We start from the raw sequence: 26571 nt of genomic DNA, 5'->3' as shown, positions 1-26571 counted from the left end.
GTATCTTATTTTGCTTACTTTGATTAATGCTTACTTTGGTTAATGGATACCGCCGATGCGACTCAAACGTACGCCGGTAGGCCATTCACCTTCCTGCTTCTCAAAGCTCATCCAGATAGCAGTGGCTTTACCGACCAGATTTCTCTCCGGTACAAAGCCCCAATAGCGACTATCCAGACTGTTGTCACGGTTATCACCCATCATGAAGTAGTGCCCAGCAGGGACAACCCATGTCGCAAGCTGCTGCTGCGATTGCTGATAATAACCACCGAGCTGATCCTGCTGACCCGGCACTAACAGAATATTGTGCGTCACATTACCTAATGACTCTTTGCGCGCGCCCATACGGGTCCCGTCCACGCTATTGTCATTGGCAGGCACCTCATAAAAACCGCTGCGCGACTCCAGTCCAGGCTGATTGAAGGTCTGAACAAAATCGCTAGGCTGAACATTACTGTATGTGACTGCCAGTGCGGTATCACACGCCTGCTGTCCCTGACAAGATGGACGAATCGTCACCTGTTTGGTTATCGGGTTATAGCTCACGCGATCGCCCGGTACACCAACCACACGCTTGATGAAGTCCACTTTAGGATCGGACGGGTATTTAAATACCACCACGTCGCCACGCTTCGGGTGGCCGGTTTCGATCAGCGTTTTTTGCGTGAAGGGTTCTTTAATGCCGTAGGCAAATTTCTCCACCAGAATAAAATCACCGATCAACAGCGTCGGCATCATCGAACCGGATGGAATTTGAAACGGCTCATAAATGAAGGAGCGCACAACCAATACCAAAGCCACGACCGGGAAGACGGATGCGATTGTTTCAATCCAGCCTGGTTGTTCAATGGCTTTCGATGAAACTGCACCATCAGCCAGATCGGCGCCGCTCATGGCAGCAAATTTCTTCCGGCGAGCAGGCGCCCAGACGAAACGTTCTAAACACCAGACAATCCCGGTGACCAGCGTCACCAATGCCAGAATTACGGCAAACATATTGGCCATGCCAACTCCTCAGAATTTATTTATTGTCTTTGCCGACGTGCAGAATTGCCAGAAACGCCTCTTGCGGCAGTTCGACGTTACCGACCTGCTTCATACGTTTCTTACCGTCTTTCTGTTTCTGCAACAGTTTCTTCTTACGGCTGACGTCGCCACCATAACACTTGGCCAGTACGTTTTTACGCAATTGCTTAACCGTAGAGCGCGCAATAATGTGGTTACCAATTGCGGCCTGAATCGCGATATCAAACTGCTGGCGCGGAATCAGTTCTTTCATCTTTTCGACAAATTCACGGCCACGATATTGTGAATTATCGCGGTGAGTAATCAGAGCCAATGCATCGACACGCTCGTTGTTGATTAATACATCAACGCGCACCATGTCTGATGTCTGGAAACGTTTGAAGCCGTAATCCAGCGATGCATAACCACGAGAGGTTGATTTCAGGCGGTCAAAGAAATCGAGTACCACTTCGGCCATCGGAATCTCATACGTCAACGCAACCTGATTACCGTGGTACACCATGTTCGTCTGCACGCCGCGCTTCTCAATACAAAGCGTAATCACGTTGCCCAAATATTCCTGAGGCATGAGCATGTGGCACTCGGCAATCGGTTCGCGCAGTTCCTGAATGTTATTCAGCGGCGGCAGTTTAGACGGGCTATCGACATAAATGGTTTCTTTCGCCGTCGTTTCTACTTCATACACTACCGTCGGTGCCGTGGTGATCAGTTCCAGATCGTATTCACGCTCCAGACGCTCCTGAATGATTTCCATGTGCAGCAGACCCAGGAAGCCACAACGGAAACCAAAGCCCAGCGCAGTAGAGCTTTCTGGTTCATAGAACAGCGAGGCATCATTGAGGCTCAGCTTGCCTAACGCATCACGGAATGCTTCATAGTCGTCGGAGCTAATCGGGAACAGGCCAGCGTAGACCTGCGGTTTGACTTTCTTGAAGCCCGGCAACGCTTTTTCAGCTGGCTGACGCGCCAACGTCAGGGTATCCCCTACTGGCGCACCCAAAATATCTTTGATGGCGCACACCAACCAACCTACTTCGCCGCAGTTCAATACATCACGGTCGATCTGCTTCGGCGTAAAAATACCGAGACGGTCAGCGTTATAAACCTGACCCGTACTCATCACCTTAATTTTATCGCCTTTGCGCATCATGCCGTTTTTGATACGCACCAGCGACACAACGCCTAAATAGTTATCAAACCAGGAATCGATAATCAGCGCCTGCAGCGGCGCGTCAGGGCTGCCTTCCGGCGGCGGAATATCACGTACCAGACGATCCAGAATATCCGTCACGCCCACCCCAGTTTTCGCGGAGCAGCGCACGGCATCGGTAGCATCAATGCCGACAATATCTTCAATTTCCTGAGCAACGCGATCTGGATCGGCAGCAGGCAGGTCGATCTTATTCAGAACCGGCACCACTTCCAGATTCATATCCAGCGCGGTATAGCAGTTAGCCAGCGTTTGAGCTTCAACACCCTGCCCAGCGTCAACGACAAGCAGCGCGCCTTCACAGGCGGCGAGCGAACGGGAAACTTCATAAGAGAAGTCGACATGCCCAGGCGTATCGATGAAGTTTAACTGGTAGGTTTGGCCGTCCTGCGCTTTATAATCCAGCGTGACGCTTTGCGCTTTAATCGTTATTCCGCGTTCGCGTTCCAGATCCATGGAATCCAGAACCTGCGCAGCCATCTCACGCTCGGTTAAACCGCCGCAAATCTGGATAATACGGTCAGATAACGTCGATTTACCGTGGTCGATATGGGCAATAATGGAGAAATTTCGTATATGCTTCATTATAAAAATTTTTCTACCTTGATATTCCTGAAATTCTTGCCGATGGGCATGCGCATAGGTGAAAAAAGCAGCGATGTTATTCCACCTGAATCGCAGCATTCTACATGCGAGAGGCGTGAAAACCTAGTCATGTCCGGTGCATTCCCCTTGATTATGACGGTTTTATTTGGAATAGCAGAACAACCAGAGGAAAGCAGGAAGTAAAGTGTCATTACGTGGCAAATATCGTGTCGAAAGATAACAAGCGAGTAAGCAATGTTTCCGCACCGCGCGCCGCTTACGATCGAGTGAACAGGTCAATTTTGTAAGAGAGTACCCGGCAGTGCGATTTGCAGGATAACAGGTTCATAACGTTTATTTTTACCTAGCTGCTTCGCCCAGCGCTTCACACCGATAAACGCCACGCCACCGCCTAACAACGCGCCAATAACCGCGGCCAGATCGGTACCGAACAGCGTTTGGCATATCGCTGCCCCGAACAGCAACCCAAACAGCGGGACAACATAAACCAGCGCGGCGGAAAACAGTAACCGCCCTTCAGAAATACCCAGTTCAACTTTTTGTCCGATTTCCAAAGGCCGATCGTAAGGAACGTACAGCGTATTTTCGGCAGAGAGCCCAAGCTGACTTAATAAACCGGTTCCACACGACGAGCGGGATTTGCAGGTGCCACAGCCCGCACTTGGCTCACACCGCAGCTCCGCAATTCCATCCTGCCATGACACTACCGTTGCCCACTCTTTAATCACGGTTGCGCCTTCAAAATAATGCTGTCAGCCACACGTTTAGCCGTAGAAGGCGGAATATCACCGACGACGGTAATCTCTCGGTTGCCTTTCATGACAGTGTGAATAGAGCGTCGCCCCGTGAGCACAGACTGTTCCTCGCTCACATCAGAAGACGGGCTAATGTTAATCGAAAAGCTGAATAAACCATCGCTATACAGGCGTGTTTCAATCGGAATGGACGAACCTGGCAATACTTTTTTGTTGTGTGAAAGCTCTTTCATCCCGGCAGGCAGCCATTCCGGCACCCAGGTAAAATCACCTTTTTCCGCAGCAGGCGCAGGTAGCGCAGGAGGAAGTTTTATTCCTTCCAGCGGACGCATCACGCTCACTACATCATCGTCAACAATCAGTGATGTCGTTAAGAATTGCTCCAACCGTTTGTCGCCATTGCGATCCTGTAAATCAATGCGCAGTGGAAGTTTCGAGTCCGCATCAATCCACACAGTATAGCTATAACGTGTGCCATCGCGTGAGATAACCCGAATACCTGATGCCAGACGATCGGCAATGCGAACCCGTCCATCAGCAGGAACAAAATCATAATAGGGCGATAGCTTCTGGAAATCAGCGAAGACCAGAGAAGGGAGAGAGTCAACGATATGATCGCTGGTGAGCGTGAACGGTTCAAAACCAGGATCGAAATAGCTAACTTCATTACCACGTTGCACGATCTCGCGTCGCGGCCCGTCCATAAACAGCAACTGCGCTAAAGCACGGTTGTTGACCACAGCATGACGATACCGTACTGACTCGAACCCTTGCAGGGTAATGTTAATAAAGGAAATTTCGTAATTCAGGGAACGAATAGCGCTATTCATCTGTTGCAGCGACGCGCCCGGCTCAACATTCTGAGCCGAGGCGAAAGTAGAATAAAACAGACTGCCAATCAGAAAACAGGCGGCGGACCAAACACTCTTCATTACCGGGGCTGTGTTCCTAATGATTGAGTACCGGGAACCTGAATTGCCGCTTGCTGATCGTCCTGCGGCAGAGCGTGCTCGGCATGCAACCGGCGCTGTAATTCGTAGTCCTGCAAAATGGCGTTAAGGCGATTGCGCTGCATATCGGATTTTTGTTGACCGCTGTTAGGGGCAACATTTTCTGACGGCACGCCGAGGCTCACTGGAGAGGCGGTGCCCATCGCGGGTAAGGTGCTGAACACGCCGGATTCCACAACATGTTCGGAAGCATTACCCTGCTGGTAATTTTGTACGCCGACAATCACCGCTAAAGAGACGCAGGCGGCCACACCGACTTGCGTCAGTTGACTGCCCCACGGGCGGATTTTGTGCCAGAAAGGCATCTTCGTCCACTCGACAGGTTGTGGCTGAGATTCAGGCTGCGCTTGTGGAACCAGACGAACAGGTTCTTTTTCGATTGCAGCGGCAACACGAGAAGCGATGTCCAGGTGAATCACGTTTTCACTCACATCACCACGCATCACATCACGAATCAGATGATAACTTTGCCAACTTTGCTGCAACGCGTCATCCCGTGACAGTGCGCCTAACAGTTCGGAATCTACTGCTTCGCCATCCATTAAAGCGGAAAGTTTCTCTTTCTGCATACCGACACCCTTACCTTGTCAAATCCATCATTAGTCATGCGGATAGCTGAAAACGCTCGCTAGCGCTGAATAAGCGGTTGTACTTTATTATCAATCGCTTCCCGCGCCCGGAAAATACGAGAACGAACAGTGCCGACGGGACAATCCATAATCACGGCGATCTCTTCGTAGCTTAAACCGTCCAACTCACGCAGCGTAATCGCTAAACGTAAATCTTCCGGTAAAGACTCAATAGTTCGGAAAACGATGCTTCGTAATTCCTCTGACAACATTAAATTCTCAGGGTTCGATATTTCTTTCAGTGCACCCGCATTTTCATAGTTTTCCGCGTCATTGGCATCAATGTCGCTGGAAGGCGGGCGGCGTCCCTGAGCTACCAGATAATTCTTGGCCGTATTCACGGCGATACGATACAGCCACGTATAGAACGCGCTATCGCCGCGGAATGACTCTAACGCGCGATAGGCTTTAATAAACGATTCCTGTACCACGTCCGGCACGTCCCCTTGGGGAACATACCGCGATACCAGGCTCGCTACCTTATGCTGATAACGAACGACCAACAAGTTAAACGATTTTTGATCGCCTTTTTGGACTCGCTCGACCAGAACCTGATCTGCCAGTTGCTCGCTCATCCGAGGTAATCTCTACTCAAACCGTTCTCCACGCGTAAAATAGTACTGCCAGCTATATAAGTCATTTAGAGCAAGCTCCTAATTAGAACCAAGACATCCAATAAAGTTCCGAGTCATCATTTTTCTTTTGCTTAGCGCTGTTACTCGTCTTTGCGATGCGTATCATCACACATTCTCTTCATCACAGTCTTCATCAAAAATGGTCTTCATCTGAGGCTCTACGCTTCTCAGAGGATGATACGATAAATCTGGGGTATGCGCACGATTCAGCATCCCCCTCCCTTTGCTTATTTATAGTGTAGATAGGCGGCTAAAAACCAATACAGCAATCAACCATTGGGTGCTACCATCGGATTTCCTCTTCTTTTTGCACCCACGACACGACCATGCAAACGACCACTGAATACGTCTGTGATGTTTTAATCATTGGCAGCGGTGCTGCCGGGCTTTCACTGGCGCTGCGTTTGGCTTCACAAGCCAACGTGACGGTATTAAGCAAAGGCCCACTCAACGAAGGCGCAACGTTTTATGCTCAGGGCGGCATCGCCGCCGTTTTCGATGAAACGGACACCATTGACTCCCATATCGAAGATACCCTGATCGCTGGCGATGGCCTGTGTGAACGGGAAGCCGTTGAGTTTATCGCCAGCAATGCCAAACACTGCGTGCAATGGCTGATCGAACAAGGCGTGCTGTTCGATACCGAAACCAGCACCAGCGGCGAAGAGCGTTACCATCTCACGCGCGAAGGCGGGCACAGCCATCGTCGAATTCTGCATGCGGCGGATGCAACGGGAAAAGAAGTGGAAAACACGCTGGTGCAGAAAGCGCTATCTCATCCGAATATTCGGATTATGGAACGCTGTAACGCCGTCGATTTGATTACCTCGAATAAGCTGGGTCTGCCCGGCACACGCCGCATTGTCGGTGCTTATATATGGAACCGTGAGCGGGAACGCGTAGAATCTTGCCGGGCGAAAACGGTGGTTCTGGCGACCGGCGGCGCATCTAAAGTGTATCAATACACCACGAATCCCGATATTTCCTCTGGTGATGGCATCGCCATGGCCTGGCGTGCGGGTTGCCGCGTGGCAAATCTGGAGTTCAATCAGTTTCACCCGACCTGCCTGTTCCACCCGCAGGCGCGAAACTTCCTGCTAACGGAAGCGCTGCGCGGTGAAGGCGCGTACCTTAAACGTCCTGATGGCACCCGCTTTATGCCCGATTTCGATGTTAGAGGCGAACTGGCACCGCGCGACGTGGTCGCCCGGGCGATTGACCATGAGATGAAACGGCTTGGCGCAGACTGCATGTATCTGGATATCAGCCACAAGCCCGAAGCGTTCATCAAACAGCACTTCCCCACTATCGATGAAAAGCTACAGTCTCTCGGCATCGATCTGACGCGTGAGCCGATCCCCCTCGTCCCTGCGGCACACTACACCTGCGGTGGCGTGATGGTCGATCAGCATGGTCGCACCGACCTTGACGGCCTGTATGCGATTGGCGAAGTCAGCTATACCGGATTACACGGCGCAAATCGTATGGCGTCCAACTCATTACTCGAGTGTCTGGTTTACGGCTGGTCAGCCGCTGAGGATATTTTGCAGCGCTTACCGCAAATCAAAGCGGTGAAAAAGTTACCGGATTGGGATGAAAGCCAGGTCGACAACTCCGACGAACAAGTGGTGATCCAGCATAACTGGCACGAGCTGCGCCTGTTTATGTGGGACTACGTTGGGATCGTGCGGACGACGAAACGACTGGAGCGGGCACAGCGCCGCATCCAACTGCTTCAGCAGGAAATCAATGAGTACTACGCTCACTTCCGTATTTCCAACAACTTGCTGGAACTGCGTAATCTGGTGCAGGTCGCCGAACTCATCGTCCGCTGTGCGCTGGAAAGAAAAGAAAGCCGCGGGCTACATTACACTCTGGACTATCCAGAGCAGTTCGACGCCCCAACGCCAACTATTCTGGTGCCGTAGTTCATAAAAAATAGTTCACTCAGAAAAGGCAGACGCAGCAACAAAGCGTCTGCCATCTACATAAAGAGATAAAAATCTTTTGTCATCTGCTGGAAATCCGTCGAGTAACGCCTTTCTGCATCACGAATGGCCAATGAGGAATTCAGACATTCTCTTTCCTGACGAGAGAGCGCCAGCAAAACGCGATGCGCAGGTTTCTCTTCCTGTTCCGATACGCGAAGCTGCTGGTGAACGTGCCAATTGTGCTGCTGCGCCAGCGGAATAAAGCTATCTGCAACCAGAACAGGCAGCACCACGCAGAAAAGCCCTTCTGGCATCAGCAGTTGATGAGCACAGCGCAACAGCGCTTCATGAGTTAACAACGTGGTATAGCGAGCCTGATCGCGCTGAACTGACCCGCACGCGATCCCCGGCGGGAAATAAGGCGGGTTACTGATAATCAACGAATAGGTGGCGCTTCGCGTCTCAGCAAAACCGACGATATCTTCAGCGTACATCGTTATTCTGTCAGCCCATGGCGAGGCGGCAATGTTTTCTTTCGCCTGATCGCTGGCGGCGCTATCCAGCTCGACGGCATCAATCTGAACGTGTGGTTCAGAACGTTGCGCTAGCATCAGCGCAAGGAGACCAGTACCGCTGCCGATATCCAGAATCCGCGTGGCTGAGGACATTGGCGTCCAGGCCCCCAGCAAAATGCCATCGGTCCCCACCTTCATGGCACAGCGATCGTGCGCCACAAAGAATTGCTTGAAGGTAAATCCATCACGACGCAATGTCAGTTTATTATCAGCCTGATGACTCATGAAAATAAGATTCCAAACGCAAACCGCAGTAGCATAGGTGAAACATCAGTACAGGAAAAGTGCCGATGTCTGCTTAAACAGGTGAAGAAATCGGCCAATCCGTCTATAATCGGCGCCCCAAATAGAGGTAGACCATGACTGTAACCAATTTTTCCGAGCTTGATCTTGATGAAAGCCTGTTAGACGCCCTGCGCGACATGGGCTACGAGCGCCCAACCGTGATTCAGGCTGAGGCGATCCCTCCGGCGATGGAAGGCCGCGACGTACTGGGCTCCGCGCCAACAGGAACAGGTAAAACCGCCGCCTATCTGCTGCCGGTTTTGCAGCATCTTATCGATTTCCCTCGTAAAAAATCGGGTCCACCTCGTATTCTGATCCTCACGCCAACCCGTGAACTCGCCATGCAGGTGGCCGATCAGGCGCGGGCGTTTGCAGCGCATACGCACCTGGATATCGCCACGATCACCGGCGGCGTGGCCTATATGAACCACGCGGAAGTCTTCAGTGAAAATCAGGATATCGTCGTCGCGACGACGGGCCGTCTGCTGCAATATATTAAAGAAGAAAACTTCGATTGCCGCGCGGTAGAAACGCTGATTCTGGATGAAGCAGACAGAATGCTGGACATGGGCTTCGCTCAGGATATTGAACATATCGCCGGAGAAACCCGCTGGCGCAAGCAAACGCTGCTGTTTTCTGCGACGCTCGAAGGGGACGCGATCAAAGATTTCGCCGAGCGCCTGCTCAACGAACCTGTTGAAATCGAATCCGACCCATCGCGTCGGTAACGTAAAAAAATTCTGCAATGGTATTACCGCGCCGACGATCTCAAACACAAAACGGCACTACTCTGCCACCAGTTAAAACAGCCGGACGTGACGCGTTCTATCGTCTTTGTACGTAAGCGTGAGCGTGTGCATGAGCTGGTTGCCTGGCTGCGTGAAGCAGGCATTAACTCCTGCTATCTCGAAGGCGAAATGGTGCAAGCCAAACGTAATGAGGCGATCAAACGCCTCAGCGACGGGCGTGTCAACGTACTGGTAGCAACGGATATCGCGGCACGCGGTATTGATATTAACGATGTGAGCCACGTATTTAACTTCGATTTGCCGCGCACATCGGACACCTATCTTCACCGTATTGGCCGTACTGGTCGCGCTGGTCGTAAAGGCTGTGCTATCTCTTTCGTCGAAGCACACGACCATCTGCTGCTGGGAAAAATCAGCCGCTACTTGAATGAACCGCTAAAACCGCGCGTCATTGAAGAACTCCGCCCAGAGACTAAAGCACCAAGCGCTAAAACGACGGGGAAACCGTCGAAAAAAGTGCTAGCTAAGCGGCAAGAGAAGAAAGATAAGGAAAAAGAAAAGGTGAAGGTAAAAGTTCGCCAGCGCGATGCTAAAAATGTGGGTAAGCGTCGTCAACCAACGCAGAAAACTGACGAACCCTCTGCCAAATAAAATTTCTATAAAATAGAGACATAAAAAAGGGAGCTTCGGCTCCCTTTTTGTTAAGGCTTGTTTTGTTAAGGCTTGAGTAACAACTTACAGGCTTGCGGTAAAAGTACGAGCGATAACATCGCGCTGCTGTTCTGGCGTCAATGAGTTGAAACGCACAGCGTAGCCAGATACGCGGATGGTCAGCTGCGGATAGTTTTCCGGATGCTTAACGGCATCTTCCAGCGTCTCACGGCGCAGAACGTTCACGTTCAGGTGTTGACCACCTTCCACACGCACTTCAGGTTTGATTTCCAGCGGAATTTCACGATACTCGATCTGACCCAGATCGCTCACTGGAACGATTTGATCTTCGCTATAACCCGATTTAGCACACACGCAACGCGCCTGTGATTTTTCTTCATCCAGCAACCAGAAAGAATTGATCAGCGCGCTGTCGTTAGCCTTGGTGATTTGAATACCAGTAACCATAATTGCCTCCGTAAAACGGCGTGTTATTGTCTTAGTTAAAAACGAACGTAGTTAAAAACTGACTTAGTTAAAAACGGTCTTAGTTAAAACCTGACCGAGTTAAAACCGCTATCGGTAAAAAACTGCCAGATTTCGTAACGATCGTATAAAACTGTTTGTATCTACTCTCTTATATACCAGCCTGATAACGGGACATCCTTGACTTAAATCAATTTTAAAACCCTGTCACTTAACCACACGAAGGCAATTTATTGTTTTATATCAATTTTACCAAGACACCTAATTGCAAATATTTTTGTAAATTTTCAATTTTTTTTCAAAAAAAGGCGTTTTCATTACGACAACAACGGTTACGGTTTTACCTCGGCACGATAGATCGGTAAGCTACCCGAAACACCATTCAACCTGTAAAAAAAGAGTGCATGATGGCGACCTCTCTCACCTGGCATGACGTGCTGGCACAAGAAAAGCAGCAGCCTTACTTCATTAATACCCTTGAATTCGTTGGGAAAGAACGTGCAGCGGGTAAGACTATCTATCCTCCGCAGAAAGATGTTTTCAACGCGTTCCGCTTTACTGAACTGCATCAGGTCAAAGTCGTCATTCTGGGACAAGATCCCTATCACGGCCCAAATCAGGCACACGGGCTGTCATTTTCTGTGCGCCCTGGCGTACCCGCTCCGCCTTCTCTGGGTAATATTTATAAAGAATTGGCGAGCAACATCCCAGGATTTGAAATTCCACGGCACGGTTTTCTGCAAAGCTGGGCGGAGCAAGGCGTTTTACTGCTCAACACGGTATTAACCGTTGAAGCCGGACAGGCGCACTCGCATGCTAATTTAGGCTGGGAAACGTTTACTGACCGCGTCATCGCGGCATTGAATGAACAGCGGGAAGGTCTGGTATTTCTCCTGTGGGGCTCGCATGCACAGAAAAAAGGCAACATCATTGACCAGCAGCGCCACCATATTCTGAAATCGCCGCATCCTTCCCCACTGTCCGCACACCGTGGTTTCTTGGGCTGTAAGCATTTTTCGCAGGCTAATCAGCTTCTGGAACAGCAAGGACTGTCGCCAATAGACTGGACGCCAAGGCTTCCGGAAGAGGCTTAAGCGATAACGGTTTGGTTGTCTTCAAAAACGAAGGCAGCCAACAGTCATTTACAAAAATCTTTTACAAAGAATGAGTTACAAGAGAGGGTTTATAAGGAATCGCTGACGAAAGTATTGAGCAAACGAAAAACGTTGATTGGATATGAAAAAATTGAAAAGACGTAATGAAATAAGAAGTAATGCGATGATTTGGTGGAGCTAAGCGGGATCGAACCGCTGACCTCTTGCATGCCATGCAAGCGCTCTCCCAGCTGAGCTATAGCCCCACAACGTGTGGAATGTTCGTGATAATCAACCAAACAGAGGGAGTGTTTGGTGGAGCTAAGCGGGATCGAACCGCTGACCTCTTGCATGCCATGCAAGCGCTCTCCCAGCTGAGCTATAGCCCCGTATCTTACAGCATCACTGTGAAAGCAAGTACTGTGCGAACGCGTCGCATAATATGAAACCCGATTCGCAGTGTCAACGGCTAAATCCGGTTATCCGATCAACCGCTGAAAAAGACGCCAAAGGTAAGAAAAAACAGGCGGCAATTTCGATGTCATCTCATCATAAGCACAATAAAAAGCTGCTAACGATAACGCGATTTATTATCATCACTTCACGTTACGCTTCTGCCTCCTATATAAGCCCCATCACATGCGCTATGTTCCTATGATTGTATTTTCTCTGATGGTATCTGCCTCTGGCCTGTTGCCTGTTCGAGCACAACCCACTATTCCTGATATGACCGAACAAGCAAAAGCTCAATTTGAGATCAGGCAAATTGAGATGAAAAGCGATGCACAGCATGCCTATCGGCTTTTTATTGCACTTCCCCGCCAACCCGCGCCTGAAGGTGGGTATCCGGTTCTGTACATGCTGGATGGCAACGCTCAGTTTCCCGTTGCCGTAAACCGCTATAATGCAAAAAATGGTACGGCACCGCTGATTGTCGCCGTCGGTTATCCGATCGATAAGCCTTACGATGTTCCCGCCAGAACGCGTGACTACACGCCGCCGACAACGCTCACTGATCCAGATTTTGCCGCAGGCGGAGAAGCTGAGGCGTTTTATCAATTCCTGCAATCCACGGTAAAGCCTTGGGTTGAAGCGAACTACGCCGTAAATAAGCAAAAACAAACGCTGGCCGGGCACTCTTTCGGTGGTCTGTTTACGCTCTATACGCTTTTTAACCACACCGAATCTTTCCAGCGTTATGTTGCCGCAAGCCCGTCTATCTGGTGGGGAAATGGCATTGTGATTCCGGCAAGAACGCCGCTGCTCGCTACACCGCCACCATCAATTACCGTCACGGCAGGGGCAAATGAAGATGAGCCAGCCAAAACGCAGGCAGGTAAACCCGTTGATGAAAAACGGGCAGAGCGTCTCAGCCAAAGAAAAATGGTGGAAAGAGCAACAGCGCTGGTCGCACAGCTCAACGAACAAGGCACAAAAGCCGACTTTATCCTGTTCCCCGGTAAAGGGCACGGCGACGTGATCCCCGATGCCATCGGCAAAGCGGTCGCTATCGCTGGTCAATAATCCCCATAGCACGCCATAAAAAAACCCCGGTTTATGACCGGGGCTCGTCTTTTATAACATCACACGATAACGATTACTGCTGCGCTTCGCGCTCGGCGATGAACGTCAGCGCTTTATCAATACGCGCCAGCGAACGCTGTTGACCAATCGCATGCACCGTCACGTCAACGCCAGGAGACTGACCCGCACCGGTTACCGCAACGCGCAGCGGCATACCGACTTTGCCCATGCCCTGACCCAGTTCGTCCGCCGTGCCCTGAATGGCATGATGGATGTTCTCTGGCGTCCAACTGGTAATCGCGGCCAGTTTTTCACGTACCAGTTCAAGCGGCTGACGGGCAACCGGACGCAGGTGTTTCTTCGCTGCATCGGCATCAAACTCAGCAAAATCTTCATAGAAATAACGGCAAGAGTCCGCCATTTCTTTCAGCGTCTTGCAACGCTCGCCCAGCAAGCCAACCAGTTCGCTCAACTGCGGCCCAGTGCGGGTATCGATCCCTGCCTGCTCGATATGCCATGACAGATGCGTCGCCACGTATTCTGCGGGTAAATGGTTAATATAGTGATGGTTCAACCATTGCAGCTTCTCGGTATTGAAAGCACTCGCCGATTTGTTAACGGCATCCAGCGAGAACAGCGATTTCATCTCATCCATAGAGAAGATTTCCTGATCGCCAGACGACCAGCCTAAACGCACCAGATAGTTCAGCAGTGCTTCAGGCAGATAGCCGTCATCGCGGTATTGCATTACACCCACAGCGCCGTGACGTTTGGACAATTTCTTACCGTCGTCGCCCAGAATCATCGACACATGCGCATATTCCGGCACCGGGGCGCCCAGTGCTTTCAGGATGTTGATCTGGCGCGGAGTGTTGTTGATATGGTCTTCACCACGGATAACGTGCGTGATTTCCATATCCCAGTCATCGATAACGACACAGAAATTGTAGGTCGGTGAACCGTCAGTACGGCGAATAATCAGATCATCGAGCTCCTGATTACTGAATTCGATCGGCCCGCGAATACGGTCATTGAAGATGACCGATCCTTCCTGCGGGTTGAGGAAACGCACGACGTGCGGCTCATTATCAGCATGATGCGCATGAGAGCCACGGCAACAGCCGTCGTAACGTGGCTTATCGCCATTTTCCATCTGCTGCTCACGCAGCGCTTCCAGACGCTCTTTTGAACAGTAGCACTTATAGGCTGTACCGTTTTCCAGCATCTGATCGATAACTGCGTTATAACGGTCAAAACGTTTAGTCTGGTAGTAAGGGCCTTCATCCCAGTTCAGGCTCAGCCAGTTCATACCATCCATAATGGCATCAATCGCGTCCTGAGTTGAACGCTCCAGATCGGTATCTTCAATACGCAGCACGAACTCGCCGTCATGATGACGGGCAAACAGCCAAGAGTACAGTGCGGTACGAGCGCCGCCGACGTGAAGATAGCCAGTAGGGCTAGGGGCGAAACGGGTTTTGATTTTCATTTGGGATTACAGCCTTATTACGCAACGGCTGTCGGCATAGACCGACATAAGCTCAGAGAACAAAAGTGGGCAACATTCTATCACTCTGCTTCGATTCCTCAACGCCGTAACATGCCGCACAGGCTTTTATTCTGCTAGCGATAGCAAGATAACAGGCTGAATTGCGCAAGGATGCAGCACCAACGGCGATAAATACGACGCCTTGACTAATTTTGCAACGAACAATCATTTTAGTTTTAAAAAGCGTTGACTCACATTCAAGGATCCCTATAATGCGACTCCACACAGCGAGGGTGATTAGCTCAGCTGGGAGAGCACCTCCCTTACAAGGAGGGGGTCGGCGGTTCGATCCCGTCATCACCCACCACTCTTTACGAAGTTTCAGTAAAAAGTGTCTCGCTGTGTAGAGTAAGAAGATTTGAGATTGGGTGATTAGCTCAGCTGGGAGAGCACCTCCCTTACAAGGAGGGGGTCGGCGGTTCGATCCCGTCATCACCCACCAATCTCATACCAGCTGGTCTTCTTATTAGAAGTTGAAGTAAATGTAGTTCAGAAGTGGGTGATTAGCTCAGCTGGGAGAGCACCTCCCTTACAAGGAGGGGGTCGGCGGTTCGATCCCGTCATCACCCACCACTTCTGCGGGTCGTTAGCTCAGTCGGTAGAGCAGTTGACTTTTAATCAATTGGTCGCAGGTTCGAATCCTGCACGACCCACCACCTCCGCAAAGTGATCCCCACCTGAAGTAAATCCCAAGAACACTATATATTGCACTTGTCGTGTAGATAAAATTCTACTCAATTTTTCCGCATTAACCTTCGCAATATTCAATGAAGTACCGCAGCCTTACTCAGCTACGGCACCTAAATATCACGCCAGTACGGCTAAATCCGCAGCGTCAAAACCGCGTAATTTATCAGTCTGCCCAGAACGCACTTTTTGTACCCATTGCGCATCAGAAAGCAGGACTCGGCCTACCGCGATCAGGTCAAACTCCTCTCGCTCCATCCGAGCGTGCAGATTGTCCAATGCCGCCGTGCCAGAACCTTCACCACCAAACGCGGCAAAGAAATCCGAGGTCAGCCCCACCGAGCCAACGCTGATGGTCGCCGCACCTGTCAGTTTTTTCGCCCAACCGGCGAAGTTCAGCCCTTCCGCCCCATCAACCTCCGGTAACTCAGGCTCCCAGAAACGACGCTGGGAACAGTGAAGAATATCCACACCCGCCTCAACCAGCGGCGCTAACCAGTCCGTCATCTCCTGTGGGGAACTCGCCAGCCGTGCGCTGTAGTCCTGCTGCTTCCACTGACTCACACGCAGGATCAGCGGGAAATCCTCACCAACAGCGGTCCGGACAGCACGGATAATATCTGCGGCAAAGCGAGAGCGTTCGCGGATCGTTGCGCCACCAAAGGCATCTTCACGCTTATTCGTCCCCGGCCAGAAGAATTGGTCGATCAGGTAGCCATGTGCACCGTGCAGTTCCAGCGTGTCGAATCCCAGTCGTTTCGCATCCGCCGCCGCACGGGCGAAAGCCGCCACGGTATCCGCGATATCTTCTTCCGTCATCACAACACCGCGAGGCTCGTCTGGGCCAACCAGTCCCGATGGGCTTTCAACGGGCGCATCTGGCTCCCAGCCACGTCCGTGGGTTGAACCCGTATGCCAAATTTGCGGCCCAATACGACCACCAGCGGCATGAACCGCTTTCGCCACCGCGTCCCAACCGGTCAACGCGGCTTCGCCGTGAAAGAGCGGGATTCCTGGCATATTACGCGAAGCGGGACGATCGACTACCGTTCCCTCTGTCAGAATCAGCCCAACTCCCCCTTCGGCACGGCGGCGATAATATTCCGCCTGCGCGGTGCCAGGAATGCCGTTTTCAGCCATACCTCGCGTCATCGGTGCCATAACAATGCGGTTAGGAAGGGTTAACCCTTTCAACGTGAAGGGACTAAACAGAACATCATCAGACATAAATATTTCCTTTTATGGTTTAACGCTATCGCGGCGTTGAATATCGATTAGAAACTCAATTCATGCGGTTAAGCAACCCCAGTTAACTCGACATCCCGTAAAAATAATACCGCTCCACTTGCAATATAGATGATATATGACATATATAATAAATGTCACACAACATCTAAAAATAAAGGTAGCAGCATGAAATACACGACTTTTGGACGTAATACGGGCTTACGCGTTTCCGAACTTGCTCTCGGAACAGGAAATTTTGGCACCGGTTGGGGCTATGGTTCTGAAAAAGAACAGGCTAAACAGGTATTTGATCGTTATGCCAACACGGGCGGCAACTTCATCGATACAGCGGATGCTTACCAGTTAGGCCAATCTGAGCAAATGGTCGGAGAATTCATTGCCGCAGATCGCGACCATTTTGTCGTTGCGACGAAGTACACCTTAAGTGCCATGCCGGATGCCGGAATTTCCCAAACCGGCAATAGCCGCAAGAACATGATCTCATCAGTCGAAAACAGCCTAAAACGGCTAAACACCGATCGTATCGATGTACTGTGGGCGCACTTTGATGACCAATTAACCCCACTGGAAGAGATTGTTCGCGCTTTCGACGATCTCATTCGATCAGGAAAAATCCAGTACGCAGGCTTCTCTAATTTCCCCGCCTGGCGCATTGCCAGAGCGGACACCATCGCGGAACTGCGCGGCTGGTCGCGAATTGCCGGTATTCAGGTGGAATACAGTCTGGTGCAGCGCACCGCAGAACGAGAGCTACTGCCGATGGCTGAAGCAATGGGGCTGGCAGCAACGCTTTGGTCTCCGCTGGGTGGCGGCCTGCTGACGGGCAAATACCGCAAAAGTAAAGAAGGTCGTCTGATCGGTTTTGGCGGAAGACTCGTACACACCGAGCAAGACACAACCTTGCTGGACGAGGTATTCCGCGTGGCAAACGACTTAAACGTCATGCCAATACAAATTGCCATCGCCTGGCTGCGGCATAAATCAGCCCGCGCTAGCACCAGCCTGATCCCTATTCTAGGCTCCCGCACGCTGGCACAGTTGGATGATACGCTGCTCGCATTAAATGTGGCACTCAGCGACGATCAGGTCGCCCGACTGGACGACGTCAGTGCTATTTCGCTGGGAACGCCGCACGATCAAATCGCGGGTTCATTGCCTCGGGCTCAGGGAGGCGACAGCGCTCATATTATTACACCGTGGCCGCCACGGGCCTGATCCGGATATTGATGAAAGGCATCATCTATTGAGTCTGACTTTTTCATACCCTAAGATGATGCCTGACAGAAAGAGGAGAACAGAATGGCCCGTGTATCAAAACAGCAGATGGAGCGTAACCGAGAGGAAATCATTCAGGTTTCTTCACAGCTCTTTCGTGAACGGGGCCTGAACGGCGTCAGCGTGAACGACTTGATGGCCGCAGCCGGATTAACTCACGGTGGCTTTTATGGTCATTTTGCTTCTAAAGATGAACTCGCTGCCATCGCCAGCCGAAAAGCACTTGAGGGTTCCAATTCCCGCTGGCAAAAAATAAGTCAGCGCGCAGATCAACATAACCTGCAAACGATGGTGGAACACTATCTTTCCCCCGCCCATCGTGACGATGCTAAGGATGGCTGTGCGCTCACTGCGTTAGCCAGCGACATAGCCAGAGAAAGTGAAGACAAACCGGTACGTGAAGTTTATCTCAGCGGTGTCAGAGCCATGCTGGACAGGCTGGAGTCGCTATCGACGATAGAAGATAAAGAACAGCGCCGACTGCATGCTCTGGCGCAATTCGCGCTGTTATCCGGCGCGCTAACGTTAGCACGCGCAACGGCGGGCGATGCCTTGTCGGACGACTTTCTCAATGCCGCCAAAAAGGCACTGCTTGGCGACGCATAAACCGATTATGAAAAAGGAACCTGTCGCATCCAAGATAGGTTCCACACTGCATCCCCTCTAACACGATTCTCTTTATGCAATCCATTCCTCTGACCTTCAGCCATTCAGACTACGTTCCTTTTTCATAACATCTTGTTATTGCATTATTCCCATCCATCATTAGACCGCCGCAATTGCGGTGCTATGCTTATCTGCGTTTACGACGTTCACGTAATTTTTTGACAGAAAACATCAAATTTATTGCTTTTCTATTCAACCCCTAAATCAACGACACTGCCGCCCTATACAAAGCATTGCCAACAAACATTACCAATAAGCATTTTTTGTTCACTTATGAGGTTGTCTATTATGATTGCTCAGTTGAATCAGTGGTTCACGCGTTTAACCGATCATCCTGATGCAGGTAAACTTTTACTGCGTTTAACCGTGGGTATTCTGCTGCTGTTTCATGGCGTAGCAAAAATTGAGCACGGTGTAGGTTGGATCGTACAAATACTGCAAGGCGTAGGTTTGCCAGGTTTTATCGCTTATGGTGTTTATATCGGTGAGGTTGTTGCCCCGATTCTGATTATTCTGGGCGTATTTACCCGCGTTTCCGGCCTGATTGCCGCATTGACGCTGGTTGTGGCTACGCTGATGGTTGGCACAGGTAAATTCTTCACGCTGACTAACGTGGGTGCCTGGGCGCTGGAATTGGAAGCACTCTATTTCTTCGCTGGCATTATCATCATGCTGGTCGGTAGCGGCCGCTATTCTGTTGCCTCTAACCCCGCTTATCGCTAATCCTTGCCACCCGGCTAGTATTGACGACAAAAGCAAAAAACCCGCGGATTCGCGGGTTTTTTATTTCGATGCTCTGCCGATCAGATTTCCCAATCGTGGCTATAACGCTTGGGTTTGAACTGAATCACATCGCCTTTCTGTAGCCCGTGCAGGCTTGCATCATCTTTTGCGACTTCCGCTTCAATCAACTCCGACTGCTCACCCAGCTTCAACGACAAGCGCGTTAAGGCACCGAGTGGACGAATATCTCGAACTGTCACCGCCTGATAACCTTCCTGCGCCTGAACGGATAACGACACTTCATGAGGACGGAACAGAATCGTCTCTTCCGTTTGCGCCACTTTCAGCCGGTTACTGTCGCCAAGAAAATGGTAAACAAATTCGCTAGCTGGGTTGTTATACACTTCCGCCGGCGTGCCGATTTGTTCAATCACGCCTTTGTTCATCAGCACGATGCGGTCGGCGACTTCCATCGCTTCTTCCTGATCGTGCGTCACAAATACCGACGTCAGATCGATATCTTCATGCAACTGAGACAGCCAGCGGCGCAGCTCTTTACGTACCTTGGCATCCAGTGCGCCAAAGGGTTCATCCAGCAGCAGGATGCTCGGCTCGACAATCAGCGCACGCGCCAGTGCAATACGCTGGCGCTGGCCGCCGGAAAGCTGTTCAGGGTAACGATCCCCCAGCCAGTCCAACTGCACCAAATTCAGCAATTCATGTACTTTCTTTTCGATGTCACTCTTCGACGGGCGGATATTTTTCGGCTTCATCCGCAACCCAAACGCCACGTTATCGAACACCGTCATGTGACGGAACAGCGCATAGTGCTGGAATACAAACCCCACGTTGCGTTTACGCACATCGTGAACGGACACATCCTGGCCGTGGAAGATAATGCTGCCGCTATCCGGCTGTTCCAGCCCGGCGATAATACGCAGCAGCGTCGTCTTACCACAGCCCGATGGCCCCAGCAGCGCCACCAGCTCACCGCTGTGGATCGACAAATTAATCTCGTTCAGCGCCCGGAACTGGCCAAATTGTTTATTAATATTACGAATCTCAATGCTCATTTTTGGCCAACTCCTGTTGTTTCTGTATTTGCTTCGTCAATCGACCTTCACTCCACTGGCGCAGCAGCAACACCACTAGCGACATTAGCAGCAGCAGAATCGCCACGCTGAAAGCGGCAACGATGTTGTACTCGTTATAAAGAATTTCGATATGCAACGGCAGTGTGTTCGTCAGGCCGCGGATATGACCGGAAATGACGGAAACGGCGCCAAATTCCCCCATCGCACGCGCGGTACACAGCACCACGCCGTAAATCAGCGCCCACTTCACATTTGGCAGTGTGATGTGCCAGAACATTTGCCAGCCGTTCGCCCCCAGCAGTCGCGCCGCTTCTTCTTCCTGCGAGCCCTGCTCTTCCATCAGCGGAATCAGCTCACGGGCAACATAAGGCAGCGTGACGAAAATTGTCGCCAGTACGATGCCCGGCACGGCGTAAACGATTTGCAGATCGTGTTCGAGCAGAAAAGGATGGAGCGAGCTTTGTGCCCCAAACAGCAGCACGTACACCAGCCCTGCAACCACGGGCGAAACGGAGAACGGCAAATCGATCAGCGCCAGCAGAAAGCTCTTGCCACGAAACTCGAATTTCGTCACACACCACGCTGTTGCCAGCCCGAACACCACATTTAACGGCACAGAAATGACGGTCGCGAGTAGTGTCAGCTTAAGCGCAGAGATCGCATCCGGTTCGGTAATCGCATCCCAAAATGCACCGATGCCTTTATCCAGCCCCTGAGTCACCACCATCATCAACGGCAGCACCAGAATCAGGAAAAAGACGACCCACGCGAGTGAAACCAGAATGTAATAGGCGGCGGGCTGTTTTTTTCTTTTAGCCGCGTTGGCCTGAGCGGAAATAACCTGTTCCATGAAGACCGGCCCTTACAGTTTCGGTTGAATGCGGCGCTGCAACACGTTAATCAGCAGCAGCATAATGAAAGAAACCAGCAGCATGAATACGCCGATCCCGGTTGCTCCCTTGTAGTCATACTGATCGAGCTTAGAGACGATCAGCAGCGGCAGAATTTCGGTTTTAAACGGAATATTCCCCGCGATAAACACCACAGAACCGTATTCTCCAACGCCGCGAGCAAAGGCCAGCGCAAAGCCCGTCAGCCACGCTGGTAACAGCGCAGGAAGCAAAACATGGCGGAAAACCTGAAGCGGACGCGCGCCAAGGCAGGCGGCAGCTTCTTCCACTTCTTTGGGAATATCAGCCAGCACCGGTTGCAGCGTTCTGACCACGAAAGGCAGCGTGACGAAAATGAGCGCCAGCGTGATACCAATACTGGTGTAGGCAATTTTGAACGGAAACAGCGAGCCAATCAGGCCATTCGGCGCATACAACGCCGTCAGCGCAATCCCCGCCACGGCGGTTGGCAGCGCGAAGGGCATATCGATCATGGCATCGATCACTTTACGGCCGGGAAAGGTATACCGCACGAGCACCCAGGCCAGCAGCGTCCCGAGGATACCGTTAATAAACGCCGCCGCCAGCGCCGTACCAAACGAAAGCCGCAGGGAGAAAAGCACCTGACGGCTGGTGATCAGATCCCAAAACTGACCAAACGTTAGTTGGCTGGCATACAAAAACATCCCCGCCAACGGAATGAGGACTATTAATCCTAAATAGCTCAGGCTAAACCCTAACGTTAGCCCGAAACCGGGGATCACTGAGGAAGAACGTTGTGACATACCGTGCCTTTAATTTTCATACTCACTACCCAGCCAACAACTGCTTGCCGACGCGCGCTACCTGACAGAATTAAGGCGGCAGATCCTCTGCCTTCTTAACCTGAAAAAAGCCGCTATGGTGATAGCGGCCTTAATCCGTCAGACATTAAAAACTTACTTATTAATCTCTTTAAAGATGGCGTCGAACACACCGCCGTCGTTAAAGAATTTGTCCTGTGCCGCTTTCCAGCCGCCGAAATCCTTATCAATCGTCACCAGATTCACCGGTGCAAACTGATCTTTAAACTCTTCAGCGATCTTGGCATTACGTGGACGGTAGAAATTTTTACCGATGATGCGCTGCGCTTCATCGCTGTAGAGGTATTGCAGATAGGCTTCAGCCTGTTTCTGCGTTCCCTTACGCTCAACGACTTTGTCGACAACGGCAACCGGCGGTTCAGCCAGAATCGACAGAGATGGTGTCACGATCTCAAGCTGATCGCCGCCCTGCTCTTGCAGAGACAGGTACGCTTCGTTTTCCCATGCCAGCAGCACATCGCCTAGCTGGCGTTGCACAAAGCTGATAGTTGCTCCACGCGCGCCGGTATCCAGTACTGGCGCATGGCGATACAGTTCAGTGACAAATTTCAGTGCAGTTTCATCATTGCCGCCCGGTTGCGCTTTGGCATAGGCCCACGCCGCTAGGAAGTTCCAACGCGCACCACCAGAGGTTTTCGGGTTTGGCGTGATCACTTCAACGCCCGGCTTAACCAGATCGTTCCAGTCTTTGATTTGCTTTGGATTACCTTTGCGCACCAGAAAAACGATGGTGGAGGTGTAAGGGGTGCTGTTGTCAGGCAGACGTGCCTGCCATTTAGGATCGATCAACGGTTGATTCAGGTTTAATGCATCAATGTCACCGGCCAGCGCCAGCGTCACCACGTCGGCCTGCAAACCGTCAATCACCGAGCGAGCCTGTTTTCCAGAACCACCGTGCGAGTTTTTGATAGAGAGATCTTCACCCGTGGTAGCTTTCCAATGCTTAATAAACGCCGCATTGTATTGCTGATAGAGTTCACGCGTCGGATCGTAAGACACGTTTAATAATTCGGTAGCCGCCGAGGCCACACCGGAAAACAACAGTGCTGCCGTAGCAACAGATAACCCCAGACGACGTATTGACATTCTTATCACTCCCTAATGCTCGAAAGTATCAGATAAAATCATGACGGATGTGACTGATTAATAACTTAAATAATTCGATTTTCCGGACAAAACGTTATTGATTTGAACCGCGTACATGCCGCTTGAAATAGGATGGGTCTATCAGGCTGACAACATGGAAGTGACAATAGTGGATATAAGGAAGGGGCAAAAATATTGTTTCGCGATAATTTATGCTATCGCGTTATATTGTTAATGATTATGTAATAGTTTTCAGTCTAAGCAATTTTGTTGCCGTGGAAATATTTTACGACTGAATATGAGGTAACCCTGATGCCATGCGGCATCAGGTGAATACGGAGGAAGGTCTGCTTGAATAACGGTGGACGTGAAACGACGTATCTTTCTGCCCTACTCTTCTTCATCCAGCTGCAAAGCCACGTACAGCAGCAGACGGTCATCGAAATTCCCCAGATCTAATCCCGTCAATTCAGAAATACGATTAAGGCGATATTCCAGCGTATTACGGTGGATAAACAGCGCTTTCGCCGTCGCACCGGGCTGGACGTTGTTACGGAACCAAGCCCCCAGCGTCCGACGCAACAGACCATTGCCGTCCATTGCTTTAAGCTTAGAAAGCGGGCGCACCAGCTCGTTTGCCTGCCAGCCGCCGCGCAGGCTGTCCAGCAGCACGGGCAACATCAAATCCTGATAGTAATAACAGCGCTGGGCGGGCATACGCTGCTTACCTACGCTCATGGTCGTTCGTGCCGTTCGGTAGGAGCGCGCGATACTGCCGGGGCCAGAAAAATAGTTCCCGAGCGCCAACCGCACCCGCAACCGACTGCTTTCCGCCATACGCGACATCAGCGTATCTACGCGACGCCGGTGTTCCTCTGCATCCCAGCGCCCGTGGCTGTTCAGCGCCGGTTTTAGCACCACCATTTCCGTCAGAGAAACGATAGCGATGAGGTTGTCGCGTTCCGGCGTGGTCAGCAACGTCTGCAACTGCTGTAACTCTGCCATAGCGGAGTCGACACCGAGCTGCCCGCTGTCCACTTCGATCACCGCTGCAACGCGGGGTTTATTCAGGTCGATGCCTAAACGCTGCGCCCACTCCATGAGGGCGGGAGACAGATCGTCGGTGCGAATCAGGTTCAGTACCAGCTCTTCACGCAGACGGCTATCCTGCGCCAGCATATGCAGCAGCCTCGCCTGTTCCAGCATCATTTCCGCCGTCATGCAGACAAGCTCGCCGTATTGCCGTAGCTGGCTGGGATTCCCCGTCAGGCCGATGACGCCAACGATTTCACCGTCGATGCGCAAAGGTAAATTGATGCCCGGACGCACGCCATGCAGGTGACGCGCTACGGCATCATCAATATCGACGACTCGCCCCTGCGAAAGTGCCAGCAGCGCGCCTTCGTGCAGTTCCCCCAATCGTTCCTGATCGCCACTGCCGATAATCTTACCGCGAGCATCCATCACGTTGATATTGCTATCAATGATCTGCATGGTCCGCGCGACAATATCCTGTGCCATCTTGGCATTGAGATGATACGACGCCATTTTTACCTCTGAGAGGAACATTGACAATTGCACCAGCATACCGCCACTTGATGCGCCACACATTGTGCAAATTAACAAAGAAACGGGAATTAGATTAAATCTGTGGAAGAACTCACAAAAGCACTTTCATGGAGAAGCGAGAAGTGGCCGGGCACCTGAGTACCTGGCCAGATAAGTAACGTAACAAATTGTCTTAAAAGATAATTATTAACTTACGCGCTAAACAGATCGATTACTGAGCCAGCAGATAAATCGTGCTGTCACCGCGGCGAACGTTCAAGGCCAATACAGCCGGTTTACTGTCCAGAATTTTACGCAACTCACCAATATTCTGTACCGGCTGTTGGTTAACCCCCAGAATAATGTCGTCCTTCTTCAAGCCAACTTTAGCCGCCGCGGAACCGGGTTTAACGTTATCCACCTTGACGCCTTTTTTGTCGTCCACCTGAGTATTACTCAGCTCGGCACCTTCAATGCCAGAGTAGAGATTACCGGAAGCCACCTGAGCCTGATTGCTCTGTTGCAGCGTCACCTCAACCGTCAGCGGTTTGCCCTCACGCAGCAGTCCCAGCGCCACTTTACTGCCCACCGGCAGCGATCCAACCTGCGCACGCAATGCAGAGAAGCTGCTGACCGCCTTACCATTCAGCGTGACGATCACATCGCCCGCCTTGATGCCCGCTTCATCTGCCGCCGACTTCGGCCGCACCTGGCTCACAAAAGCACCGCGCTGGGCATCAACTTTCATCGCCTGCGCCAGTTCGGAGTTCAACTCCGTCCCAGTGATACCCAGCTCGCCGCGCTTCACTTCGCCAAATTCGATAATCTGTGCTACGACGCTTTTCACCATATTGCTGGGGATAGCGAAACCAATCCCGATGTTGCCGCCATCTGGAGCAAGAATCGCGGTATTCAGCCCAACCAATTCCCCATTCAGATTCACCAGCGCACCACCGGAATTCCCCCGGTTGATGGCCGCATCGGTCTGAATAAAGTTCTCGTAGTTTTCAATATTCAACCCACTACGCCCCAGCGCGGACACAATGCCCGATGTCGCCGTTTCGCCCAGACCATATGGGTTGCCAATCGCTACCGTGTAATCACCGACCCGCAGTTGGTCAGAATCTGCGACCTTAATCGCCGTCAGATTTTTAGAGTCTTTCAACTGCACCAGCGCGATATCCGAACGCGGGTCTTTGCCTAACACTTTGCCGTCATACTTGCGGCCATCGCTGAGTCGAACCTGAATCTTATCGGCGTTGTCCACCACATGACTGTTGGTCACCACATAGCCTTTTTCTGCATTAATCACGACGCCCGCGCCCAGCGCCTGGAAATTTTCCTGCTGCGGTGGCTGACCGTCGTCGTCACCGTCTCCCTGACACATTGGCGATGACTGGAACGGCGATCCTTCCTGACAGAAAGGCGAGTTTTCACCAAAAAACGGCTGAAGCTGCGGTGGGATACCTTCTTTTCCCGCATTACCCGCATGGGTGGTATGCCCTTCCACATAGATGCTCACCACGGAAGGCATGACGTTTTCCAGCATAGGGGCCAGGCTGGGTAATTGACCCGATGACACGACAGACGCCGCTGACTCAGCGGCATTCGCCGTGGTGGAGCCCATTGCCATCGCCAGACTTAACGCCAACGCACTCAGAACCAGTGATTTTCTTTTCATAGGAGGTTATCTCATAGTAATCAACACGCGAGTCTTACGGCCCGTGTACCCGACACTGGGTACACTCAGTGGTCGTGCTGTATGAGATAAATATG

Annotated in this window: 23 protein-coding genes, 6 tRNA genes and 1 pseudogene; 12 read left to right on the top strand and 18 right to left on the bottom strand. The window is 51.4% G+C overall.

The window, feature by feature from the left end:
• Positions 1-39: 39 nt before the first annotated feature.
• Complete coding sequence (gene lepB, locus LOZ86_RS06070; protein ID WP_230242966.1) at positions 40-1005, bottom strand: signal peptidase I; 966 nt, start codon at positions 1003-1005, stop codon at positions 40-42.
• A gap of 16 nt (positions 1006-1021) precedes the next feature.
• A complete protein-coding gene (gene lepA / locus LOZ86_RS06065; protein ID WP_039486639.1) occupies positions 1022-2821 on the bottom strand; it encodes a translation elongation factor 4 in 1800 nt (599 codons plus the stop codon).
• On the opposite strand from lepA, the gene LOZ86_RS06060 reads away from it, so the two are divergent.
• Positions 2813-3025: a hypothetical protein gene (locus tag LOZ86_RS06060; protein WP_039486638.1), complete on the top strand. Its 213-nt coding sequence runs from the start codon at positions 2813-2815 to the stop codon at positions 3023-3025. The genes lepA and LOZ86_RS06060 overlap by 9 nt on opposite strands.
• Positions 3026-3117: 92 nt before the next feature.
• On the opposite strand, the gene rseC is transcribed toward LOZ86_RS06060, so the two are convergent.
• From rseC to rpoE, 4 genes are read right to left on the bottom strand one after another with little or no spacing between them, the layout of a single operon-like run.
• Positions 3118-3570, bottom strand: a complete 453-nt coding sequence (rseC, locus tag LOZ86_RS06055; protein WP_039486637.1) for a SoxR-reducing system protein RseC — start codon at positions 3568-3570, stop codon at positions 3118-3120.
• Positions 3567-4529: a sigma-E factor regulatory protein RseB gene (rseB, locus tag LOZ86_RS06050; RefSeq protein ID WP_039486634.1), complete on the bottom strand. Its 963-nt coding sequence runs from the start codon at positions 4527-4529 to the stop codon at positions 3567-3569. Before rseB ends, rseC begins: the two co-directional genes overlap by 4 nt.
• Positions 4529-5176: an anti-sigma-E factor RseA gene (gene rseA / locus LOZ86_RS06045; protein WP_039486631.1), complete on the bottom strand. Its 648-nt coding sequence runs from the start codon at positions 5174-5176 to the stop codon at positions 4529-4531. Before rseA ends, rseB begins: the two co-directional genes overlap by 1 nt.
• Before the next feature lie 59 nt (positions 5177-5235).
• Complete coding sequence (gene rpoE / locus LOZ86_RS06040; RefSeq protein ID WP_005973561.1) at positions 5236-5811, bottom strand: RNA polymerase sigma factor RpoE; 576 nt, start codon at positions 5809-5811, stop codon at positions 5236-5238.
• A 386-nt stretch (positions 5812-6197) separates the two neighbouring features.
• Here rpoE and nadB point away from each other — a divergent pair, with 386 nt between their 5' ends.
• Entirely contained in the window at positions 6198-7799 is a 1602-nt protein-coding gene (nadB, locus tag LOZ86_RS06035) for an L-aspartate oxidase (protein ID WP_230242965.1), read from the top strand.
• Positions 7800-7855: 56 nt separating this feature from the next.
• Here nadB and trmN read toward each other — a convergent pair whose 3' ends face one another.
• Positions 7856-8602 carry a tRNA(1)(Val) (adenine(37)-N(6))-methyltransferase TrmN gene (gene trmN / locus LOZ86_RS06030; protein ID WP_039486625.1) on the bottom strand — a complete coding sequence of 249 codons (747 nt, stop codon included), beginning with the start codon at positions 8600-8602 and terminating at the stop codon, positions 7856-7858.
• 134 nt (positions 8603-8736) lie between these two features.
• On the opposite strand from trmN, the pseudogene srmB reads away from it, so the two are divergent.
• Positions 8737-10062: pseudogene (gene srmB / locus LOZ86_RS06025) on the top strand (ATP-dependent RNA helicase SrmB).
• Between the two features lie 84 nt (positions 10063-10146).
• Here the strand turns inward: srmB and grcA are convergent.
• Positions 10147-10530, bottom strand: a complete 384-nt coding sequence (grcA, locus tag LOZ86_RS06020) for an autonomous glycyl radical cofactor GrcA (RefSeq protein ID WP_005973551.1) — start codon at positions 10528-10530, stop codon at positions 10147-10149.
• 425 nt (positions 10531-10955) lie between these two features.
• Here grcA and ung point away from each other — a divergent pair, with 425 nt between their 5' ends.
• A complete protein-coding gene (gene ung, locus LOZ86_RS06015) occupies positions 10956-11642 on the top strand; it encodes a uracil-DNA glycosylase (protein ID WP_039486620.1) in 687 nt (228 codons plus the stop codon).
• A gap of 190 nt (positions 11643-11832) precedes the next feature.
• Here the strand turns inward: ung and LOZ86_RS06010 are convergent.
• A tRNA-Ala gene (locus tag LOZ86_RS06010) sits at positions 11833-11908 on the bottom strand.
• Between the two features lie 47 nt (positions 11909-11955).
• Positions 11956-12031: transfer RNA gene (locus LOZ86_RS06005), tRNA-Ala, on the bottom strand.
• Positions 12032-12296: 265 nt separating this feature from the next.
• Here LOZ86_RS06005 and LOZ86_RS06000 point away from each other — a divergent pair.
• Positions 12297-13166 (top strand): alpha/beta hydrolase, encoded by an 870-nt coding sequence (locus tag LOZ86_RS06000; protein ID WP_225969838.1) that lies wholly within the window; start codon positions 12297-12299, stop codon positions 13164-13166.
• A 73-nt stretch (positions 13167-13239) separates the two neighbouring features.
• Here the strand turns inward: LOZ86_RS06000 and gltX are convergent, their stop codons facing one another.
• On the bottom strand, positions 13240-14655 hold the full coding sequence (gltX, locus tag LOZ86_RS05995; protein WP_039514193.1) for a glutamate--tRNA ligase: 1416 nt from the start codon (positions 14653-14655) through the stop codon (positions 13240-13242).
• Positions 14656-14946: 291 nt separating this feature from the next.
• On the opposite strand from gltX, the gene LOZ86_RS05990 reads away from it, so the two are divergent.
• The 4 genes from LOZ86_RS05990 (at position 14947) to LOZ86_RS05975 (ending at position 15371) form a co-directional block, all read left to right on the top strand.
• Positions 14947-15022: transfer RNA gene (locus LOZ86_RS05990), tRNA-Val, on the top strand.
• Between the two features lie 59 nt (positions 15023-15081).
• Positions 15082-15157 (top strand) — tRNA-Val (locus LOZ86_RS05985).
• Between the two features lie 55 nt (positions 15158-15212).
• Positions 15213-15288: transfer RNA gene (locus tag LOZ86_RS05980), tRNA-Val, on the top strand.
• A 7-nt stretch (positions 15289-15295) separates the two neighbouring features.
• Positions 15296-15371 (top strand) — tRNA-Lys (locus tag LOZ86_RS05975).
• Positions 15372-15522: 151 nt separating this feature from the next.
• Here the strand turns inward: LOZ86_RS05975 and LOZ86_RS05970 are convergent.
• Entirely contained in the window at positions 15523-16629 is a 1107-nt protein-coding gene (locus tag LOZ86_RS05970; RefSeq protein WP_230242964.1) for an NADH:flavin oxidoreductase, read from the bottom strand.
• A 186-nt stretch (positions 16630-16815) separates the two neighbouring features.
• Between LOZ86_RS05970 and LOZ86_RS05965 the strand changes: the two genes are divergently transcribed.
• From LOZ86_RS05965 to LOZ86_RS05955, 3 genes are all read left to right on the top strand, one after another.
• Positions 16816-17865: an aldo/keto reductase gene (locus LOZ86_RS05965; protein WP_039514116.1), complete on the top strand. Its 1050-nt coding sequence runs from the start codon at positions 16816-16818 to the stop codon at positions 17863-17865.
• A gap of 84 nt (positions 17866-17949) precedes the next feature.
• Positions 17950-18531, top strand: a complete 582-nt coding sequence (locus tag LOZ86_RS05960; RefSeq protein ID WP_039514117.1) for a TetR/AcrR family transcriptional regulator — start codon at positions 17950-17952, stop codon at positions 18529-18531.
• Positions 18532-18879: 348 nt separating this feature from the next.
• Positions 18880-19314, top strand: coding sequence for a DoxX family protein (locus LOZ86_RS05955; protein WP_039486604.1), 435 nt, complete (start codon positions 18880-18882; stop codon positions 19312-19314).
• An 80-nt stretch (positions 19315-19394) separates the two neighbouring features.
• On the opposite strand, the gene LOZ86_RS05950 is transcribed toward LOZ86_RS05955, so the two are convergent.
• From LOZ86_RS05950 to degP, 6 genes are all read right to left on the bottom strand, one after another.
• Positions 19395-20387 carry a sulfate/molybdate ABC transporter ATP-binding protein gene (locus LOZ86_RS05950; RefSeq protein WP_010299494.1) on the bottom strand — a complete coding sequence of 331 codons (993 nt, stop codon included), beginning with the start codon at positions 20385-20387 and terminating at the stop codon, positions 19395-19397.
• On the bottom strand, positions 20377-21258 hold the full coding sequence (gene cysW, locus LOZ86_RS05945) for a sulfate ABC transporter permease subunit CysW (RefSeq protein ID WP_039486602.1): 882 nt from the start codon (positions 21256-21258) through the stop codon (positions 20377-20379). Before cysW ends, LOZ86_RS05950 begins: the two co-directional genes overlap by 11 nt.
• A gap of 12 nt (positions 21259-21270) precedes the next feature.
• The gene (gene cysT / locus LOZ86_RS05940) at positions 21271-22083 is read right to left on the bottom strand and encodes a sulfate ABC transporter permease subunit CysT (RefSeq protein ID WP_039486599.1); all 813 of its coding nucleotides are present in this window, start codon (positions 22081-22083) and stop codon (positions 21271-21273) included.
• 153 nt (positions 22084-22236) lie between these two features.
• Complete coding sequence (locus LOZ86_RS05935; RefSeq protein ID WP_370828898.1) at positions 22237-23241, bottom strand: sulfate ABC transporter substrate-binding protein; 1005 nt, start codon at positions 23239-23241, stop codon at positions 22237-22239.
• A 396-nt stretch (positions 23242-23637) separates the two neighbouring features.
• Complete coding sequence (locus LOZ86_RS05930) at positions 23638-24795, bottom strand: CdaR family transcriptional regulator (RefSeq protein WP_010280713.1); 1158 nt, start codon at positions 24793-24795, stop codon at positions 23638-23640.
• A gap of 232 nt (positions 24796-25027) precedes the next feature.
• Positions 25028-26476 (bottom strand): serine endoprotease DegP, encoded by a 1449-nt coding sequence (gene degP, locus LOZ86_RS05925; RefSeq protein ID WP_039486594.1) that lies wholly within the window; start codon positions 26474-26476, stop codon positions 25028-25030.
• Positions 26477-26571: the final 95 nt, after the last annotated feature.

Source organism: Pectobacterium parvum (genome assembly GCF_020971565.1).
Lineage (GTDB): Bacteria > Pseudomonadota > Gammaproteobacteria > Enterobacterales > Enterobacteriaceae > Pectobacterium > Pectobacterium polare.
The sequence above is the reverse complement of the archived record's forward strand: the minus strand, read 5'-3'. Positions and strand labels throughout refer to the sequence as shown.

Coding starts and splice junctions, on each gene's coding strand:
- LOZ86_RS05960 (WP_039514117.1), top strand. CDS start 17,950: ATGGCCCGTGTATCAAAACAGCAGATGGAGCGTAACCGAGAGGAAATC.
- LOZ86_RS05950 (WP_010299494.1), bottom strand. CDS start 20,387: ATGAGCATTGAGATTCGTAATATTAATAAACAATTTGGCCAGTTCCGG.
- LOZ86_RS06060 (WP_039486638.1), top strand. CDS start 2,813: ATGCTTCATTATAAAAATTTTTCTACCTTGATATTCCTGAAATTCTTG.
- LOZ86_RS05955 (WP_039486604.1), top strand. CDS start 18,880: ATGATTGCTCAGTTGAATCAGTGGTTCACGCGTTTAACCGATCATCCT.
- LOZ86_RS05970 (WP_230242964.1), bottom strand. CDS start 16,629: ATGTCTGATGATGTTCTGTTTAGTCCCTTCACGTTGAAAGGGTTAACC.
- LOZ86_RS06000 (WP_225969838.1), top strand. CDS start 12,297: ATGATTGTATTTTCTCTGATGGTATCTGCCTCTGGCCTGTTGCCTGTT.
- nadB (WP_230242965.1), top strand. CDS start 6,198: ATGCAAACGACCACTGAATACGTCTGTGATGTTTTAATCATTGGCAGC.
- rseA (WP_039486631.1), bottom strand. CDS start 5,176: ATGCAGAAAGAGAAACTTTCCGCTTTAATGGATGGCGAAGCAGTAGAT.
- LOZ86_RS05965 (WP_039514116.1), top strand. CDS start 16,816: ATGAAATACACGACTTTTGGACGTAATACGGGCTTACGCGTTTCCGAA.
- grcA (WP_005973551.1), bottom strand. CDS start 10,530: ATGGTTACTGGTATTCAAATCACCAAGGCTAACGACAGCGCGCTGATC.
- trmN (WP_039486625.1), bottom strand. CDS start 8,602: ATGAGTCATCAGGCTGATAATAAACTGACATTGCGTCGTGATGGATTT.
- LOZ86_RS05930 (WP_010280713.1), bottom strand. CDS start 24,795: ATGGCGTCGTATCATCTCAATGCCAAGATGGCACAGGATATTGTCGCG.
- ung (WP_039486620.1), top strand. CDS start 10,956: ATGGCGACCTCTCTCACCTGGCATGACGTGCTGGCACAAGAAAAGCAG.
- rseB (WP_039486634.1), bottom strand. CDS start 4,529: ATGAAGAGTGTTTGGTCCGCCGCCTGTTTTCTGATTGGCAGTCTGTTT.
- degP (WP_039486594.1), bottom strand. CDS start 26,476: ATGAAAAGAAAATCACTGGTTCTGAGTGCGTTGGCGTTAAGTCTGGCG.
- cysW (WP_039486602.1), bottom strand. CDS start 21,258: ATGGAACAGGTTATTTCCGCTCAGGCCAACGCGGCTAAAAGAAAAAAA.
- lepA (WP_039486639.1), bottom strand. CDS start 2,821: ATGAAGCATATACGAAATTTCTCCATTATTGCCCATATCGACCACGGT.
- lepB (WP_230242966.1), bottom strand. CDS start 1,005: ATGGCCAATATGTTTGCCGTAATTCTGGCATTGGTGACGCTGGTCACC.
- cysT (WP_039486599.1), bottom strand. CDS start 22,083: ATGTCACAACGTTCTTCCTCAGTGATCCCCGGTTTCGGGCTAACGTTA.
- rpoE (WP_005973561.1), bottom strand. CDS start 5,811: ATGAGCGAGCAACTGGCAGATCAGGTTCTGGTCGAGCGAGTCCAAAAA.
- gltX (WP_039514193.1), bottom strand. CDS start 14,655: ATGAAAATCAAAACCCGTTTCGCCCCTAGCCCTACTGGCTATCTTCAC.